This is a genomic window from Streptomyces sp. NPDC002476 (assembly GCF_042889785.1).
Classification (GTDB): Bacteria; Actinomycetota; Actinomycetes; order Streptomycetales; family Streptomycetaceae; genus Streptomyces.
This window is the reverse complement of sequence record NZ_JBIARH010000003.1, coordinates 384,239-398,221: the sequence shown is the minus strand read 5'-3', so window position 1 is coordinate 398,221 and position 13,983 is coordinate 384,239. Positions and strand designations below refer to the sequence as shown.

Annotated in this window: 20 protein-coding genes and 2 pseudogenes; 9 read left to right on the top strand and 13 right to left on the bottom strand. The window is 67.2% G+C overall.

The window, feature by feature from the left end; all coding sequences use genetic code 11:
* Positions 1 to 287: 287 nt before the first annotated feature.
* The 6 genes from ACFYXM_RS05620 to ACFYXM_RS05595 all read right to left on the bottom strand — a co-directional run bounded on the left by ACFYXM_RS05620 (position 288) and on the right by ACFYXM_RS05595 (position 3,520).
* Positions 288 to 965: a contact-dependent growth inhibition system immunity protein gene (locus ACFYXM_RS05620; RefSeq protein WP_389287123.1), complete on the bottom strand. Its 678-nt coding sequence runs from the start codon at positions 963 to 965 to the stop codon at positions 288 to 290.
* Positions 966 to 975: 10 nt separating this feature from the next.
* Positions 976 to 1,275 carry an RNase A-like domain-containing protein gene (locus ACFYXM_RS05615; protein ID WP_277331940.1) on the bottom strand — a complete coding sequence of 100 codons (300 nt, stop codon included), beginning with the start codon at positions 1,273 to 1,275 and terminating at the stop codon, positions 976 to 978.
* 9 nt (positions 1,276 to 1,284) lie between these two features.
* Positions 1,285 to 1,842 (bottom strand): hypothetical protein, encoded by a 558-nt coding sequence (locus tag ACFYXM_RS05610; protein WP_389287121.1) that lies wholly within the window; start codon positions 1,840 to 1,842, stop codon positions 1,285 to 1,287.
* 174 nt (positions 1,843 to 2,016) lie between these two features.
* Positions 2,017 to 2,520, bottom strand: a complete 504-nt coding sequence (locus ACFYXM_RS05605; RefSeq protein WP_389287119.1) for a hypothetical protein — start codon at positions 2,518 to 2,520, stop codon at positions 2,017 to 2,019.
* Positions 2,521 to 3,026: 506 nt separating this feature from the next.
* The gene (locus ACFYXM_RS05600) at positions 3,027 to 3,200 is read right to left on the bottom strand and encodes a hypothetical protein (protein WP_389287118.1); all 174 of its coding nucleotides are present in this window, start codon (positions 3,198 to 3,200) and stop codon (positions 3,027 to 3,029) included.
* 26 nt (positions 3,201 to 3,226) lie between these two features.
* Entirely contained in the window at positions 3,227 to 3,520 is a 294-nt protein-coding gene (locus ACFYXM_RS05595; RefSeq protein ID WP_389287117.1) for a WXG100 family type VII secretion target, read from the bottom strand.
* Here ACFYXM_RS05595 and ACFYXM_RS05590 point away from each other — a divergent pair.
* The 4 genes from ACFYXM_RS05590 to ACFYXM_RS05575 all read left to right on the top strand — a co-directional run bounded on the left by ACFYXM_RS05590 (position 3,449) and on the right by ACFYXM_RS05575 (position 5,963).
* On the top strand, positions 3,449 to 3,811 hold the full coding sequence (locus tag ACFYXM_RS05590) for an RNase A-like domain-containing protein (RefSeq protein WP_389287115.1): 363 nt from the start codon (positions 3,449 to 3,451) through the stop codon (positions 3,809 to 3,811). The two genes, ACFYXM_RS05595 and ACFYXM_RS05590, sit on opposite strands and share 72 nt — an antisense overlap.
* Before the next feature lie 86 nt (positions 3,812 to 3,897).
* Entirely contained in the window at positions 3,898 to 4,464 is a 567-nt protein-coding gene (locus ACFYXM_RS05585; protein WP_389287113.1) for a hypothetical protein, read from the top strand.
* 56 nt (positions 4,465 to 4,520) lie between these two features.
* Positions 4,521 to 5,141, top strand: a complete 621-nt coding sequence (locus tag ACFYXM_RS05580) for a contact-dependent growth inhibition system immunity protein (protein WP_389287111.1) — start codon at positions 4,521 to 4,523, stop codon at positions 5,139 to 5,141.
* A 261-nt stretch (positions 5,142 to 5,402) separates the two neighbouring features.
* Complete coding sequence (locus tag ACFYXM_RS05575; RefSeq protein WP_389287109.1) at positions 5,403 to 5,963, top strand: hypothetical protein; 561 nt, start codon at positions 5,403 to 5,405, stop codon at positions 5,961 to 5,963.
* Between the two features lie 178 nt (positions 5,964 to 6,141).
* On the opposite strand, the gene ACFYXM_RS05570 is transcribed toward ACFYXM_RS05575, so the two are convergent.
* Entirely contained in the window at positions 6,142 to 6,600 is a 459-nt protein-coding gene (locus ACFYXM_RS05570; protein ID WP_389287107.1) for an ATP-binding protein, read from the bottom strand.
* Positions 6,601 to 6,761: 161 nt separating this feature from the next.
* On the opposite strand from ACFYXM_RS05570, the gene ACFYXM_RS05565 reads away from it, so the two are divergent.
* Together ACFYXM_RS05565 and ACFYXM_RS05560 are read left to right on the top strand one after the other, a co-directional pair.
* Complete coding sequence (locus ACFYXM_RS05565) at positions 6,762 to 7,643, top strand: Scr1 family TA system antitoxin-like transcriptional regulator (RefSeq protein WP_389287105.1); 882 nt, start codon at positions 6,762 to 6,764, stop codon at positions 7,641 to 7,643.
* A complete protein-coding gene (locus ACFYXM_RS05560) occupies positions 7,640 to 7,885 on the top strand; it encodes a DUF397 domain-containing protein (RefSeq protein ID WP_389287103.1) in 246 nt (81 codons plus the stop codon). Before ACFYXM_RS05565 ends, ACFYXM_RS05560 begins: the two co-directional genes overlap by 4 nt.
* 132 nt (positions 7,886 to 8,017) lie before the next feature.
* Here ACFYXM_RS05560 and ACFYXM_RS05555 read toward each other — a convergent pair whose 3' ends face one another.
* Positions 8,018 to 8,140 carry a hypothetical protein gene (locus tag ACFYXM_RS05555; RefSeq protein ID WP_389287190.1) on the bottom strand — a complete coding sequence of 41 codons (123 nt, stop codon included), beginning with the start codon at positions 8,138 to 8,140 and terminating at the stop codon, positions 8,018 to 8,020.
* Between the two features lie 353 nt (positions 8,141 to 8,493).
* Complete coding sequence (locus tag ACFYXM_RS05550) at positions 8,494 to 8,871, bottom strand: hypothetical protein (protein WP_389287102.1); 378 nt, start codon at positions 8,869 to 8,871, stop codon at positions 8,494 to 8,496.
* A 207-nt stretch (positions 8,872 to 9,078) separates the two neighbouring features.
* Here ACFYXM_RS05550 and ACFYXM_RS05545 point away from each other — a divergent pair, with 207 nt between their 5' ends.
* A complete protein-coding gene (locus ACFYXM_RS05545; RefSeq protein WP_389287100.1) occupies positions 9,079 to 9,381 on the top strand; it encodes a hypothetical protein in 303 nt (100 codons plus the stop codon).
* Positions 9,382 to 9,474: 93 nt separating this feature from the next.
* On the opposite strand, the gene ACFYXM_RS05540 is transcribed toward ACFYXM_RS05545, so the two are convergent.
* The 3 genes from ACFYXM_RS05540 to ACFYXM_RS05530 are packed head-to-tail and all read right to left on the bottom strand — an operon-like array spanning position 9,475 to position 11,525.
* Entirely contained in the window at positions 9,475 to 10,476 is a 1,002-nt protein-coding gene (locus ACFYXM_RS05540; RefSeq protein WP_389287098.1) for a hypothetical protein, read from the bottom strand.
* A complete protein-coding gene (locus tag ACFYXM_RS05535) occupies positions 10,476 to 11,204 on the bottom strand; it encodes a hypothetical protein (RefSeq protein ID WP_389287096.1) in 729 nt (242 codons plus the stop codon). Before ACFYXM_RS05535 ends, ACFYXM_RS05540 begins: the two co-directional genes overlap by 1 nt.
* 3 nt (positions 11,205 to 11,207) lie before the next feature.
* Positions 11,208 to 11,525, bottom strand: coding sequence for a hypothetical protein (locus ACFYXM_RS05530; RefSeq protein ID WP_389287095.1), 318 nt, complete (start codon positions 11,523 to 11,525; stop codon positions 11,208 to 11,210).
* Between the two features lie 374 nt (positions 11,526 to 11,899).
* On the opposite strand from ACFYXM_RS05530, the pseudogene ACFYXM_RS05525 reads away from it, so the two are divergent.
* Together ACFYXM_RS05525 and ACFYXM_RS05520 are read left to right on the top strand one after the other, a co-directional pair.
* Positions 11,900 to 12,058: pseudogene (locus ACFYXM_RS05525) on the top strand (hypothetical protein); the annotation flags it as partial.
* 55 nt (positions 12,059 to 12,113) lie between these two features.
* Positions 12,114 to 12,587, top strand: a pseudogene (locus tag ACFYXM_RS05520) (serine protease); the annotation flags it as partial.
* Positions 12,588 to 12,861: 274 nt separating this feature from the next.
* Here the strand turns inward: ACFYXM_RS05520 and ACFYXM_RS05515 are convergent.
* Positions 12,862 to 13,974 carry a Ku protein gene (locus ACFYXM_RS05515; RefSeq protein WP_389287093.1) on the bottom strand — a complete coding sequence of 371 codons (1,113 nt, stop codon included), beginning with the start codon at positions 13,972 to 13,974 and terminating at the stop codon, positions 12,862 to 12,864.
* Between the last annotated feature and the right edge of the window lie 9 nt (positions 13,975 to 13,983).

Genomic DNA, 13,983 nt, shown 5'->3' with positions numbered 1-13,983 from the left:
AATGCGATTCAGGGCCTTTGTCATACCTGCCGACACGCACGGCCTCATCGGTCGCGACCGCTCAGTCCGGCAAGACTTCGGCCTCCCCGAGATGCGGGGGAACCTCACGCTGGACGAACGCACCTGCGGTGAGCCGCGCGGTGGACGGCGCAGTCATGCGCCCACGATGGCGGCGCCCAGCACCCTGCGCCAGCGGCGACGCGCGTACGCCACGTCAGTGTGCGCGCTACACAGCATGGCCGCCACTTGCCGGAAAGTCGCCTGCGGCAGGAGGTCCGGCAGGCGGTTCACCTTCCGTAGTCGGGCCTGGCCGCCGCAAGGTGATCCGCCACCATCCGGAGCCAGCCTTCGATCGAGAACGGCGCCGGCGGCTCGACCTCCATGCCCAGTTCGCCCACGCCGACGGCGTAGCCGTGATCCTCCAGCCCCAGGGCCAGCAATTCGTGGATCTCGCCGACCAGCCGAGCGGTCAGCTGGGGGTCAACCGTTTCCCTGTAGTCGCGGACCGCGGCATCGTGGTCACCGAATTCGTCGGGCATGTCCTGCGAGAACCAACCGCCGAGGAACTGCCCCAGCTCACCGAAGCGGGCATGCCACTCCCAATGCGTCTGAGGCACGGCCGGCGGAGGCACATCACCGGACTCGATGCTGCGCTTGATGTGGTCGGCCGTCTCAGACAGCCAGCCCTGCGTCCGGGACTCGGGTAGCCCGAGATCGGGTATCGAATAGAACTCGCCGAGGCGCAGCCGCAGGCGGCCGGGTGGATTCCGTGCGTACTCCCGGAGTTGTTGTTCGGCAACGGAGAGCGCCCAGGGCCTGGTGTGCCAGGTGTGCCGGAGATACGCCTGAAGAGCCGGGGGTGCTGTGTCTGCTTCCGGACTGTCGGGTTCCTGTCCGACGAAGGCTGCGACGACGACGTCGAGTTCGCCGTACCGGCGGTCGAACTCAAGCGGCTTCATGGACACTGCGGCACCTTCAGAGGTAGATCGGGTAAGTGGCGTGCACGACGAAACCGTGCGGACTCGACGCTTCGCGCCGCAGCGTCACCCGTGCGGCCCGCACATCGACGGGCTCGCGACCGGCGAGCATCATCGCCTGCAGCAACACGCGTCCGACGGGCTCCTCACGGGACGGCCAGGCGGCCTCGATGGTGAGCCTCGGCCGCGTGCCCTGGGCCAGCCAGCGATGTACCGCCTGCTCGTTACGCGTGACGACCTGCTGGGTACACCACTGCGCGGTCGCGCGGTCGGGATAGGTGGCAGAACGAGTACGCACGGGAAATCCTCAGTCGATCGTGAAGCCCCAGAAGATGCCGACTTCCGTGGCGGAGACAGCGATTACACCACAATCCATTACATGGCTGGTGAAGCCCTCATAGACACCCTCCCGGCCGAACATGTCGGCATGGGGATCCTCTCGCGCAGTTACCGCATTGGTGAAAAACAGCGCGCCCCCTCCGAACCTTTCCAGGATCGCTCTCGCATGAGAGGTCAGTTCAGCCTCTCGCATATCAAAATCCGGGATGTCTTCCGTTTGGAACCACTCACCCTGGAGAGTTACCATGATTTGTTCAGCGCCTCTCCTGGACACAGGAAAAGCAGCATTGAAGTCGTCTGGCGTGACAGCAGCGAAAGGGTTTTCCGGGACAGTTCCGTAATTGCCTCCTCCAGGTGCCACGGCAAGCTTCGGCCAGCCACGTGGATCGTCCGTCCGCAGCCGCATGATGTCGAGAGCATCCAGTCGCCAGTCATCGCGCTGTCGTGGGCCCACAGCAGCGAACATGCCTTTCCCGAAAATGGCCCGCAAGGAACGGATCCAGGAGGCTTCATCAATCGGAGTCACGTGCCATACCCCGGTTTTCCAACAGAGCGCACCAAGGGTGCCGGGTCTTGCTGGCAGGCAAGAACGACCCGAAACGCGGGGATCTGCGACGCGCCTCATCCAGTAGCTTCGTGCAGCTTTTTGACCTCCACCCCTGGAGGGGAAGGACAAGACCCAGCAAGTGTCACGTCCAGGTCAATCGTCTTCAAATCTCCAGAGAATGAGCACCGCTTTGGATGAGACACCGATGAGACAGAGATCAATAGTTGCTTCCGCAAGGACGTTCACATGAAAGGAAGCAGAAAGGAATCCCGATTCCTGCCCGTCCTCAGCACCTCCATGGTTCGTCCAGAAACAGGCGCCACCGCCCAGCCGGTCCAACATGTGAGCCAGAAGACTGTCCCGTCGCTCGTCCGCATCCACCACAGAGGGAACCGGCCCTCGGAGAAGTGATCCGAACGCGATAAATTTCGACAGATCAAGCGCATTCTCGCGTGATACTTCAAAAAGATTCGCCTCCATGCCCTCGCGACTGACGGACTGGAGCGCGGGGCAACTGCGCATGGCAGCGGTAGCGGTCTCGCGCCAGTCACCGCCCCCAGGCGCTGAGAGATACACGAAAGTCTGACGCTCATCGAACCACTCAGGAGGAAAATCGATGGATCGATCCATGACATTCACGCTCGTTCCGTCGGCCATGAGAATCAAGGAAGAGAGGGCATTGATGTGTATACGACGTATGGCGGGACAAGTCCATTCTTGTACTTCAACACCACTGTGGCGCTGTGCGTATCCAAGGCGTGCTGAGCCGATGGGTTCGAAGCCTCGACTGCGGCCTGGTCGTCGTCCCGGACACCGAGGTGGGCATGTTCTGGAACTTCTCCGACTACTGATCCGTACGAGCGCGGATGCTGAAGAGCTGATTCGAGACAATCACCCGTGCTGACCCGTTCCACCTCCTGCCCCGAGCGTAGTCCCCGGCTCCCATGCGCGGCCGATCTCGTGCAGGCTCTGCGCGTCCGATCGCGTCACGGTCCACGGCTCGTCACCTCGCCATCAACTCCCGCCACGCCGCCTGCCAGAACTCCCGTGCCCGGCCCGGTCGACGGAGTGTCCTGGGGCGGTGGGTACGGTGCCCGGCCGGTGCGGGTCCCGGCCCGCCGACGCGGCGTCCGGCCGTACCGGCGGGGTGATGTAGGGCGGCGTCAGCGCGGCAGGTCCGGCCCCGCGACGACGGTCTTGCCGACGGGCTTCCGGCCGAGCACGTCCCACCGATCGGCGAGCCCCGCCACGAAGAACAGGCACCGGCCGTTCTCGGCGAGCGGCGCGGGGCCGGGCGGTCGGCACCTGGGGAGACCGCATCGCACTACGCCCGCCATATGGTGGCCCCCTTGCCGACCACGCGTCAGAGGTTGTTCAGGCGACTGGTCGCCGTCGCGGTGGGGGCAGTCTTCGACGTGGAAAGGGCGTCGGCCTCTGTCGCGACATCGATGTCGGCTTGGACTCTGCGGAACTGGTCGAGGGTCTCGAATTCCTGCTTCGTGAAGCCGTCTTCGCCCAGACGAACCCCGAGCGCGAGCAGTTGCGTGGTCCGCCGGATGCGAACGGCATCCTGCGCGGCTCCGCGATGGAGAGACCGATAAGCCTTGGCAGTGGGACCACGCCAGTCGGCCTCGATGCTGTCGACGACCTCGTCCATGCGCGCGACCTGTCGTTCGGCTCCTCGTCCTTCAAGGACATGGGCAGCGCGCAGCGGCTGACGGAACACAACCTGCGGGCCAGACAGTCCGAGATCGACGCGTGGCTGGCCACCAATCCTCCAGAGGGGAAAACGCAGGCGTTCACAAGCCCGGCCCCCGGCGGCGAGGTCAGCGGTCGGTACGTGTCTAAGCAGCCCACTGCCGATCCAGACGGCCGGGCAACACTATTCCGGGGACCGGGTACAAGGACCACGGGCTCAACGCGAAGGCGATCGACGCCAAGAACGTGAAGACGATCCTGAAGTACGATTCCAGACTCGATCCGCCCTACACCATCTACGCCTCCATGCCCTCCCCATGACCGACCGGACTCCGAATGACCCCTGTCGACAGCGCTGCCTGGGACGCCGCGCTGGAGCGGCTCCTCGACGACGTGTACACCTTCGCGATGACCGGGCCCCGACGGCACGACGACTGGGCACGGGATGTCCTGGCCGTCATGGTCAGGTCGGTCACCGACCCCCGGGGCTGGCGGACACTGGAGTGGCAGATCGACAAGGAGGGGCGCGAGAACGTCCGTCCTTCCTATCCGTTCCTGCCGCTCACGGCCGAACAGGTGCACGCGTGGACGTATCCCGTCACGGCCGATGCCGCCGCTGAGCTGCTCGCCTCTCTGACCCAGGAATGGTTCTTCGAGGCCCGCCCCGTCCGGACGCGCGCCGACCATGACGATGTGCTGGCCGACGCCCGGACAGTGCTCAGCCGGTTCGGTGCTGACGCCACCTTCCGTACCTCCTCCGACCTGGCCCGGAACCCCTCGCCTGACTTCCTCGCCAGCGAACTCGCCGGCGGCCGGGCCTTCACCGACTATGTGATGGACCTCGGGCTGATCGCTGTGAGCGCGGACGAGGTCGGGGTCTTCTGGTCGTTCAACGCGAACTGAGAACACGCGCAGGGGCTGGGAATCAACCGCCCTCGGCGCCTTGGAGGAAGGTGACCATGCTGACGCGATCCGCGACGTACCCCGACCGGGAGACCGCCCAATGGGCCACCCAGCAGGTGGTGACCGCCAACGAGCAGGCTGTCCACCGCTGGCTCGCCCAGGGCACCCGGGCCCGCCTCACCATCGAGGCCGCCTGGCCCTCACGCGCGGAACCCGTCGGCCGGGTCCAGCTGGAGGCCGAGCTGGGCGAATTCTACGCGATCCCGGACACCGGAATGCCCCAGCCGGAGATCGGCAACTGGCTAATGGTGCTGGCCGACCATCTGAAGAAGAGCATCGAGGAGGGCGACGTCCCCGAACCCGCGTCCCCGCAGACCCACTGGGAGTGGCACACGCGGTTTCCGGAGACCGCGCAGCTGCTCGGGGGCTGGTTCTCGCAGGACATCGTGGACGAGTTCCCCGACCACGCCGCCGCCCTCGCCGACTACGCCGCCACCACTCACCCCCAACTGGTCGCACACCTCGTGGGCGAACTCCACGAGCTGCTCGCCCTGCCCCTGGACGAGGGGGACTACGCCCTGGCCGCCGCCGAACTCGGCATGGAGGTCGGCCCGCCCGAGCCGTTCTCCTACGGCGCCTGGTTCCAGTCAGCGGCGACGACGCTGTCCAGTGTCTGATCCGGCCTTGATGTCACCGCTCGCTCGTGCTCGAAGTCTCAGGTCAGTGGCCTGAGGCTTCGCTGTCAACCAGACCGGCCAAGGCGTCAGCCCGGCTGGTACATCTCCGCGACGAGGGTCCTGCCGACAGACTCCCGGTCGAGCAGACCCCACTGTTTGGCGTCGGATCAGGTACGACAGCAGCCGCACCCGGCCGTTCACAGCCATGATGTCGATGCCCCTCCAAGCTCCAGAGCCCCGGCTGAGAAAGGCCAGCACCCCATGTCCGTCGATCAGACCTCCTGGGAAGCCGCGGTACGCCACCTGTTCGAGGACGCGTACCCGTACGACGCCACGGGGCCGCGTCGCCACGAGGACTGGGTCCTCGACGTCCTCGCGCTGATGGGGCGGGTCCCGGACCCGCGGGGCTGGACCGGGCTCGACGACGCGGCAGAGAACCCGGAGCGCGAGGGGTTCCCCACATTCCCGTTCGCCGTCCACCCCCGGGAGTACATCGCGAAGCGTCTCCAGGAGATCGACCGGGCCAGCGCCGAGAACCTGCTGCTGGCCCTCACGGACGACTGCTGCACCCTGTCCAACCTGAGGCGCTTCACCGAGAGCGAGGAGGAGTTGCGGGCGATGGCGCGCACGATCCTCGCGCGATACGGGGACGGGGCCAGTTATCACACCAACGTCAAAATGCCCGGCCACGTGCGCGGCACACTCGACTTCACGTCACCGGGCTTTGCGTACAGCCCGTTGAGCGTCTACTCGGAGGACTGCGGCCTGGTCGTCGTCTCGGACACCGAAGTGGGCATGTTCTGGAACTTCTCCGACTACTGACCTGTACGAGCACAGCTCCCGACCAGCCGATTCGAGAGGGTTCCCCGCGCCGCTCCGTTCCGCCTCCTGCCCCGAGGCCGCTCCCCTGCCGGACCGGCCTCGGGGCAGGCTCCACGTGCGTGCCCCGGTCCGACGACGCGGCGTCCGGCCGTACCGGCGGGGTGATGTACGGCGGCGGTCATCGCGGCAGGTCCAGCTCCGCGACGACGGTCTTGCCGACGGGCTCCCGATCGAGCACGTGCCACCGGTCGGCGAGCGCCGCCACGAGGAACAGGCCCCGGCGGTTCTCGGCAAGCGGCGCGAGGGCCGGGAGGGGTGAGCCGGGGTCGCAGGGCCGGAGTTCGCCCCGGGTGTCGGAGACCGCGATCCGGAGAACCCCGCAGGACAGTGTCAGCACGACCTCGAAGTCCCTGCCCGGTACGCGCCCGTGCGTGGCGGCGTTGGCGGCGAGCTCGGCGACGAGCGCGGCGGCGGTGTCCGAGACGTGGCCGCTGTAGGGAAAACCCCAGGCATCGAGTTGGTGCTGCGCGAGATGGCGGGCGAGGCGGGCACCGCGCGGGGTCGAGCTGAACCGTTGAGTGAACACACGTACAGTGACCGGAACTTGATGAGCCGTGGGGGCGGCTGGTGGTGTCATGCGCCCAATGTGCCGGGCGATCAAGGGCGTTCACCAGGTTCGACCCGCGTACGCTGGGTCAGCGTACGCACACACTCAGTGGACGGTACGCAGCACTGAGTGTGACGATGAGCGGCGTCAGAAGCGGCACGGCGGGGTGGGTGCGCGGGAGGTGCACAACGGTGGCCTACGAGAACACGGACGGCTGCACGGAAGCGGCGGCAGGCGGCGGAACCGGAACCGGGGCCGAACCGGAAGCCTCGGACAGTCTGCGCACCTTCGGCGCGTTCGTCCAGGCCCTACGGGAGCACGCGGGCCTGAGCCGCGAGGAGTTCGGCCGCGCGGTGCGCTTCTCGAAGCACACGGTCGCCTCGATCGAGCAGGGCCGGCGCATGCCGGACGACGACTTCGTGGAACGGGCCGAGGCGGCGCTCGGCAACACGGGCGCGTTGCGGAAGGCGGCGCCGCATCTGTCGCGTCAGGCGGGGCTGGCGAGTTGGTTCCGGCAGTGGGCGCGGCTGGAACGGACGGCGGTCAGCATGTACAACTACGACTGTCGAGTGGTGCCCGGCCTGTTGCAGACGGAGTCGTACGCTCGGGCGGTGTCGCTGGACGTGCCTCCACTGCCTGATCCCGAGGAGTTGCAGCAACGCGTCGGGGCACGCCTGGCACGGCAGAAGCTGCTCTCCGTCAACCGGAAGCCGCCTACGGCGTTCAACTTCATCGTGGAACAGGCGGTGTTGGAACGGTGGACGGGTGGAGAGGAAGTCACACGTGAACTCCTCGACCATCTCGTGGCGTTGGTCGACCAGAACTGGAACGTGGAGTTTCAGGTGATGCCGACGCGACGTCCGTCCCATGCGGGGTTGGACGGGCCGATCGCGTTGGCCGAGACGCCACAGAACCGGTGGTTCGCCTACTCGGAAGGGCAACAGAACGGACGCCTGATCGCCAATGCGAAGGAGATCAGCGTGCTCCAGCAGCGGTATGCAAAACTGCGCTCGCAGGCTCTGACACCGGAGGACTCACTTAGCCTGTTGAAGCGAATGCGAGGAGCGCTATGAACACGTCCGGACTGACCTGGTTCAAGAGCAGCTACAGCGGCTCTCAGGGCGACAACTGCGTCGAGGTGGCGATGTCCTGGCACAAGTCGAGCCACAGCGGCTCGGAGGGTGACAACTGCGTCGAGGTCGCGGCCTGCCCTTCCGCCGTCCACGTCCGCGACTCCAAGGACCTGAGCATCCCTGAGCTTGCCCTCTCGCCCACGGCTTGGGGGACCTTCGTCGCGTACGCCGCCCAGGGCTGACGCTCACGCAACGGACGAGCGCCCCACGCCGGCTGGAATCCGGCGCGGGGCATTCTGTCGTTCACCAGTGGCAGGCGGCACCCACTTGTGGCGGGGACGGGTGCGGGAAGCTGCGGGCCGCCCGGGCCCGGTTCAGAGCCCGTGTTCGTCCATCAGCCGCATCAGGTTGCGCTTGCGTCTGTGGGCGGTGTGCAGGGCGGTCACGTACGCGGTGAACTCGTCCGGTGTGTCCAGGCGACGGTGGCAGTCGCGCATGTTCCGCAGCAGGCCGACGAGCCGTACCGCTCGGTGCCGTGAGCGGTCGCGGTGGCACCGTCGTCACCGACCTCGATCCCGGACACCGCGTCGAGATATCCGGCCCCGCGCTCGAAGGAACGGGAGCCGGCCAGCGCCCTGAGGTTCGCCTCGGTGAGGCTCTTCGCAACTCTTCCCACGCCTGCTCCGGTCCTGGTGCTCGTGATGGTTGCCAGCCTACGAGCTACGGAGGCGCGGGGCGGGTGCCTTCGGGCCACGGGTGAAGTGGTCCTGCGGGGGCACCGCGAATCGGCCTCCAGGACGCGTCGGCCCACTACGCTCGACGGGCCCGGCCGGAGCTCCGGCCGACGAGGCTACGCGTCCGTGCCCTCCGGGCCGCCGTTGCCGATCTGCTCGGCCCGCAGCGCGAGGTCCTGGAGCACGTCGGCGGAGGACACGTCGGTCTGGCCGGAGTCGTGCACCTGGGCGAGCATCGCGAAGGCCAGGGTGAACGCTCCGACCAGCTGTTCCACTGCGCCGCCGACCTCGCGGCCGACGAGAGTCGCGACCTCTTCGATGGTGGCGTCCTCGGGGATCGTGATCCGGGGCATCGTCTCGTTCAGAAGCGCGGTCACCACGGTCGAATCGGCTTCGACGTCGTCGCGGTCCCCGCTCTCTTCGAGCAGTCGGCGGATCTCCCCCGCCTCCGTGAGGATGCCCACCACGCGCTTCACCACTTCGCTCTGCTCCATGCCGTGAGCATAGGCGCGCGGGCACGCTGCGCGCGGACGGTCGCCCGTATGCCGTACGGGAAGTCGGGGGCGCGACGCCGTCCGTGACCGCGTACCGTCCCCGAGGAACCGTCCCGTCGGCGTGTCATGGGTGGCCCGTGGCTCGCTGTGGGCGGAGGACCCAGTCCGGTCCTGCCCGGGATCCGTGGGCGGCCTATCGTGACGGCCGTGTCTGGAACACACGTGGCACGGCGGGTCGGCAAGGCGCTGTTCGTGCCCGTGCTCGCAACCGCACTGTCCCATTTACTGCTGGCCATGCCGGCCGTGCTGTGGGTGGGCATGCGGCTGTTGCGGGAGCGCCGTGTCTATCCAACGCTGATCGTCGAGACGGTCGGTTGGTTCTTCACCGTCGGCCAGTACATCGACCGGTTGAACGAGCGGCCGAGCATGGTGATGCCACTCGGGATGCCGGCCGTGTTCGTCGCGATGACCGCGCTGTCGTCTGTCGTTCTCCGACCGCGGAGCGAGTGAGGCGGGAGCGCGTCGGCGCGGCCGTCCGCCTGCCCGCCCGCCTGTGTCAGCACGGCGGACGGGCGAACGGTCCATAGATCCACCAGTCTTGCTCTATCGATCGGCGGCCTCGGCAGGTGTCCCGCAGCCGTGTCGCCTCGCCGATTCGGCGGCGAAGCGGCGGAGAGCCGCGCGTTCACGTTCGGAGGCTGCGGCCTGGGGGCGGACCGGCTCCAGGGTGTAGAGCGCTTCGCCGATGGGGCAGTTCGCAGTGGTCCAGGACCTCTGCCCGGAATCGCCCGAACGGCCCACGTAGTCGTGGGGGTTGCGGTGCGGATCTCTGCGGGGCGCTTTCGGGTACGGACCGTAGTAGGCCGCGAGACGGAAGGTCTGTCTTCCGTCGGGGTCGGCCAGAAGACACTGCTCGACGGGCGCCGAGCCGTCCGCCTCGGTTTCGTAGGCGGGATATCTGATCCCTCGGCAGGATCCGGACGCTTCCCCGGCCTGCTTCAGGCGCGCGAACGCCTCCGAGGACACGCCCTTCTTCTCCTCATTGGCGGACAGCACACAGTGCTGTTCATCGGCCGCCCGCTCGACTGCCCGGGTCACCAGCGCCGCGAGAGCGTCGCGTCGCTCCTGCACAGTGCCCGTGGACCGAGCCCGGACAGCGCTCAGGCTCAGCAGGAGATCGTCGCTCCTTCCCTTGCCGCAGGGCAGGAAGGCGGTGGCGTAGGACTCGGTGCCGCTGCCCGCCGACACCAGGGCGGGCCAGCCTCCGGACACTGGTACCAACACCCCTGCGGGGTGCTGGTCGAGGATCCTGTCCGCGTTCACCACGACCGACTCGGGGTCCGCACCGCGTTGCAGCGATATGGTCACGGAAGCGTTCGTCCCACCCGGGTCGAAGGCCTGGCAGCCCCCACCGGTCGTACCCTTCCCACTCACGCGCTCGGCCCCCAGGGCACGCTTCATCTCAACGGGATCGACGAGCCCCCTGCACCCCGCCTCGAGCGCCCGGCCGTCCCGCCAGTTGTCGTAGACGCCTGTCGCGTAAACAGCGCCACCACCCGCCACGAGGATGGCTGCCGCGGTCGCGGCGATCACGGACTTCTTCATCAGGACAGTCCCCTGTGCAGGTCCGCGAGCGCCTGGTTGCGTGCGGTGCTGTAGTGCAGGTCGTTGTAGTCTCGCAGGTAGTTCACGACCGGGTCCTTCTCGTGGTCAATTCCCCGGCCCTCGGCCCACTGGTTGATGAGATCGTGGGACCCCTGCGCCTTGACGCCCTGGGTGTACGCGTAACGCGGGTCATGAGTCAGGATGCTGTGCGTGTCCGGGGCGTAGTCGACAAGAGCACGTGCCAGCGGATCGCGCAGGTGGGACTTAATCTGGTCACCGCCGGTTCCCTCGTCGAGAACACTCAACGCCTGCTGCATGACCCTCGCCTCGCCCACGGTGTGCTTTCCGTCGCTTGGTTTCGAGGTGTCCCCCGCCGGATGACCGGTCGCCCCTGCTTCTATGGCAGCACCGAGGCCCACCCTGCTGCCCTCGTCAACCGTGTCGCTTCCGGTGATCTCGACGTTGCCTGACCATCTGGTGGTGTTGACGACATCCCAGTCGCGGTCCTTGAGGAGATAGGTGAGGCGACCGTTGCTCCCATCGCCGGATTTCGGATCGAGATACCCCGTGGCGTTCTCGGGTTCACGTCCCATGATTCCGAGTGCCCCATCGACAGGATCGTTGGCGAACCAGCCGTCTCCGGACTTGGAGCCGAACTGCCCGTACAGGTCCCAGACGTTCTTGTTCCTCTTCTCGGCCGAAATCATGTCATCGGTGATGTCAGCCATGAACTACGGTGAGTATTGGGCGTCTCCACGCTGGAGAAGCGTCACCAAGGACTGGTACCCGCGTACTTTCTGACCATGCCCCTCGGCCACGGTATTGACCTTGTCCGCTGCGGCATCCAGATCGTAGGTCTCGGTTCCCGCAGCCTTCAACCCGTCGCGCCATTTGTTGTAGAATGTGGCGTCATCGGTCCTGGACCACTCCGAGAAGGCATCCTGGTACTCCTTGGAGCCGTAGAGCAGCTTTTTGCCGTCCGCCCTCTTGAAGTCAGACACCCGAGTGGCGCCGGCCACGGTATTCGCGAGTCCACGCTCCAGACCCAAATACTGCGCCTTGTGCTTGGTGTCATCACCATAGGCGAGGTCATTGAGTCGGTTTGTCAGCTTCAGAGTTTTTTTCCGGCCCGAGCGAGTCCAGCAGAGTCCGACTGAATACCCTGTCGTTCGCGTTGTCTCTGAGGTCTCTCTCAAACGCCGCGAGTTCCTCGGGTGAAAGCCCATTACCCTCGAGCAACCGCTTCGCGTGCTGCTTGGCCTCACGGGCCTCGTACACTTCGATGTCACCGACGGCAGTCGCGTTGAAGTCGTGTATCCCGAATGGATTGAGCGCCTGTTCGAAAAACCCTTTGGCGCCTGCAGCCTTGCGCAGCGCGAGCAGTACGCCCTGATCGGCGTCATCCACGGCCTTCACCGCTGCCGTGATCTGTTTGTTCCAGTCCGCGACGGCCGCCTGCTGTTCGCGAAGCAGTCGGCCGCCTACACCGCCGTCGTTTCCGACTCGAGGTTGGCCTCCGCACAGGAAGTATCTGAGCCCGGAGCGGGCGCAGGAGCGGTTCGGAGCCACCCAGAAGCAGATCGACTGGGTCGGCCGGTGGCTGAGGTCGAACGGGCTGGCCGTCACCGGGACCAACCGGCATCGTCCAGGACGCGCTCGCGCGGGCGACCGGGAAGCAGCGGATGCGCACGGCGCCGGACATCGCGGCCGTCGCCGACCCGAACACGGGCTTCCTGGTCGGCCAGACCCAGACGCTGCCCGACGGGTCGCTGGGCACGACGCGTACCGCGTCGGGGGGTACGTCGCTGGCCGCGCCGGTCATCGCCGGTGTCCAGTTACTCGCCCAGCAGGCCCGGAACGGGCTTCCCATCAGCTTCGCCAACCCGGCGATCTACGCCCGGTACGCCTCGAAGACGTACCACGGCGTCACCGGCCACCCGCTGGATGCGAACCGAGAACTCGCCGTGGCCCGCGTCGACTTCGTGAACGGATTCGACACCGCGGACGGCGTGCTGACGTCGTTGCGCAGTCTCGGCAAGGACGCCTCCCTCAAGGCCGTCAAGGGCTACGACGACGTGACGGAGGTCGGGACTCCGGCGGACGGATACGTCGACCTCGTACCGCTGGAACCGGAGTCCGGGCCCGGGACGGCGCCGACGCGTACGCATAGGGATGCGTGCACGCATAGGAATACGCGCACGCGTAGGCGCGCGCGGGGCGCGACCGCCTGATCGGCCGCCCCTGGAAGCCTCGGCCGCCACGGAGCCGCCACGGAGCCGCCACGGAGCCGCCACGGAACGAACGGCTTCGGGGCGGCTTTCGGAGCGGGGCGGGCTTCGGTCCCACGGCACTCCGCGACGGGGCGGCATGGGCGGGGCTTCGGTTTCACGCAGAGGCACGTTTGCGTGAAGTCGTGTTCTTCGCCGCCGACTTGGTACCGGTCTTCGCGGTGGTCCTGCTCTCCGGCTTCGACGTCTTGGCGGTCGTCGACTGCTTCGCCGTCGACTTCTTCGCCGTCGACCGCGACGCGGTCTTCTTGGCGGGCGCCCGGCTCGTCGTGGACTTCGTCTTCTTCGCCGCCGCCTTCTTGGGGGGTTCCGCGGCCTTCTTCCTGGCTCCGGTGCCGCCCGACTTCTTGCGGCCGGTGAGGGAGGTGACCTCGGCCATGGAGCCCTCGGCGGGCTCCTCGCCCGGTTTCGGTTCCCCGGTCGGGGCCGCCTCGCCACGGGCCTCCTTGGCCTCCCGGACGCTCTTCTCCAGCGCGGCGACCAGGTCGATGACCTTGCCGCCCGAGGCCTCGGCCTTCGCGGGCTCCAGGGTCCGGCCCTCGGCCTTCGCCGCGATGAGTTCCTCGACGGCCTCGCGGTAGTCGTCGTGGAGCGAGTCCATGTCGACCTCACCCAGGGTGTCCATCAGCGCGTCGGCCAGGTCGAGTTCGGCGTCGCGCACCGTGACGTCGGCCTCGGGGGCGGCCCCCTCGGGACTGCGGATCTCGTCCGGCCAGAGCAGGCCGTGCATGGCGATCACGTCGTCGACCACCCGCAGCATGCCGAGCCGTTCCCGCCCGCGCAGCGCGTACTTCGCCACGGCGACCCTCCGGCTCCGCTTCAGTGCCTCGCGGAGCAGGGTGTACGGCTTGGCCGCCGGGACGCCGTTGGCGGAGAGGTAGTACGCCGCGTCCATCTGGAGCGGGTCGATCGAGGTCGCGGGCACGAAGGCGACGATCTCGATCGTCTTGGCGGTGGGGAGCGGGAGCGAGCCGAGCTCCTCGTCGGTGATCGGGATCATCGAGCCGTCGGCGTCCTCGTACGCCTTGCCGATCTCGGCGGCGGCGATCTCCTCCCCGTCGAGTTCGCAGACCTTCCGGTACCGGATCCGCCCGCCGTCGGCGAGGTGGATCTGGCGGAACGAGATCGAGTGGCTCTCGGTCGCGTTGACCAGCTTGATCGGGATGCTGACCAGCCCGAAGGAGATGGCGCCGTTCCATATGGATCTCACTGTTCGCCC